3 protein-coding genes are annotated in these 2184 nt (G+C 56.0%); all 3 read left to right on the forward strand.

All coding sequences use genetic code 11. The annotated features are described in order from the left end of the window. Positions 1-1225, forward strand: a 1225-nt coding sequence (narH, locus tag WBM93_RS01725; RefSeq protein ID WP_424427539.1) for a nitrate reductase subunit beta, incomplete at its 5' end; no start/stop codon positions are given. Further along, entirely contained in the window at positions 1222-1929 is a 708-nt protein-coding gene (narJ, locus tag WBM93_RS01730; protein WP_424427541.1) for a nitrate reductase molybdenum cofactor assembly chaperone, read from the forward strand. The genes narH and narJ, both read left to right, overlap by 4 nt. Before the next feature lies 1 nt (position 1930). Further along, the coding region (locus tag WBM93_RS01735) for a respiratory nitrate reductase subunit gamma (protein ID WP_424427543.1) at positions 1931-2184 on the forward strand (254 nt) is incomplete at its 3' end.

The following is a 2184-nucleotide window of genomic DNA, read 5'->3' on the forward strand; positions in this document are numbered from 1 at the left end:
GCCGTTCACCTTTGACTATGCCCATTTGCAGACCGCAAAAGAGTCCAAGGCGCAACCAGTAGCCCGGCCTCGTTCGGTGATCACCGGCAAGAGAATGGAAAAGATCAACTGGGGCCCCAATTGGGAAGAAATCCTCGGCGGGGAATTTTCCAAACGCTCGGAAGATTATAATTTCGACGGCATCCAGAAGGAAATGTACGGGCAGTTTGAAAATACATTCATGATGTATTTGCCGCGCCTGTGCGAACATTGCCTCAACCCGACCTGCGTTGCCGCCTGCCCTTCCGGGTCGATCTACAAGCGGGAGGAAGACGGCATTGTCCTGATCGATCAGGAAAAATGTCGCGGTTGGCGGATGTGCGTCTCGGGCTGCCCCTACAAGAAAATCTATTATAACTGGAAATCCGGCAAATCGGAAAAATGTACCTTCTGCTATCCGCGTATTGAAGCCGGTCAGCCGACGGTATGTTCCGAAACCTGCGTCGGGCGCATCCGCTATCTTGGCGTCATGCTTTATGATGCAGACCGTATCGAGGAAGCGGCATCAGCGGAAAATGTCGAAGATCTGTATCAGGCCCAGCTCGATATTTTCCTCGACCCCAATGATCCCGAAGTCATCGCGCAGGCGCGCAAAGACGGTGTGCCTGAAGCCTGGCTGGAATCGGCACGTCGCTCGCCGGTCTGGAAAATGGCGATGGAATGGAAAGTCGCTTTCCCGCTCCATCCGGAATACCGGACCCTGCCAATGGTCTGGTACGTACCGCCATTGTCGCCGATCAGCGCCGCCGCCGGTGCCGGCAAGATCGAAATGGTCGATGATATGCCGGACATACGCTCGCTGCGTATTCCGCTCAAATATCTCGCCAATTTGCTGACAGCTGGCGATGAAGAACCGATTGCAGCCTGTCTGGAACGGATGCTGGCGATGCGCAGCTATATGCGCGGCAAGACCGTCGATGGTGTGATCCGCGAAGATATCGCGGAACGCGTAGGCCTTGCTCCGGCACAGATCGAGGAAATGTATCACGTCATGGCGATTGCCAATTACGAGGACCGTTTCGTGATCCCGTCCGGCCATCGTGAAGATGCTGAAGACATGTTCGAAGAACGCGGCTCCTGCGGTTTCTCGTTCGGCAATGGCTGTTCTAGCGGGACCAGCGAAACCAACCTGTTCGGCGCACCGGCCCGCAAGAAACTCCAGACACCGACGGAGGTGATATCATGAGCGTAACCTATCGTATCCTGTCCGCGCTGCTGCAATATCCCACGGCAAACGTACAAAAGGCGGCGCCCGAAATGCGTCAGGCACTCGTCGAAGACGCTTTGCTGGGCACGGAGCATATTGCCGCGCTCGACCCCTTGCTGAGCAAATTGGCGACCAGCGATCTGATCGATCTTCAGGAGGCTTATGTCGAGCTGTTCGATCGCGGCAGAGTCCATTCGCTGCATCTGTTCGAACATGTTCATGGCGAAAGCCGTGATCGCGGTCAGGCGATGGTCGACCTGCGCGAGCGCTATCTTGCCGCCGGTCTTGATCCTGTGTCGAACGAGCTTCCCGATTATCTGCCACAGTTTCTGGAATATTGCTCTGTTTTGCCAAAAGAAGACGCGCTCGAGCAGCTGGCGGAGCCGGGCGTTGTCCTGGTCGCGCTGGCGCAAAGGCTGGAAGAACGCGACCCAAACTATGCTGCCATATTGATCGCGCTGTGCGACCTGATCGGGGTTGATCGCAGTATAGACGTACAAAGCGCGATCAAGCCGGCCGACGATCCCGATGATCTCGAAGCATTGGACGCCGCCTGGGAAGAAGAGGAAGTCACTTTCGGTGCCGGCTCCGCTCCCCAGGACACGAGCGAATGCCCACAAGCCGCCGCAATGGTAAACCGTTTTGCGGTTCCGGCCGGCTCCGAACCCGCAAGGAGTAACTGACATGGCTGATTTTTTCAATCATCTGCTCTTTGGCATCTATCCCTATATCGCGCTGTCGGTACTGGCGATCGGATCGATCATCCGTTTTGACCGAGAACCTTATGGCTGGCGGTCTGGCTCGAGCCAGCTGCTGCGCCGCAAACAGCTGGTCTGGGGATCGGTCCTTTTTCACCTAGGGGTGCTGATCGTATTGTTTGGTCACATATTCGGCCTGCTGGTGCCCATCTGGGTGTTCGACAGTTTGTATGTTAAACA

It is taken from the genome of Parasphingorhabdus sp., from assembly GCF_049667325.1.
GTDB lineage: Bacteria > Pseudomonadota > Alphaproteobacteria > Sphingomonadales > Sphingomonadaceae > Parasphingorhabdus.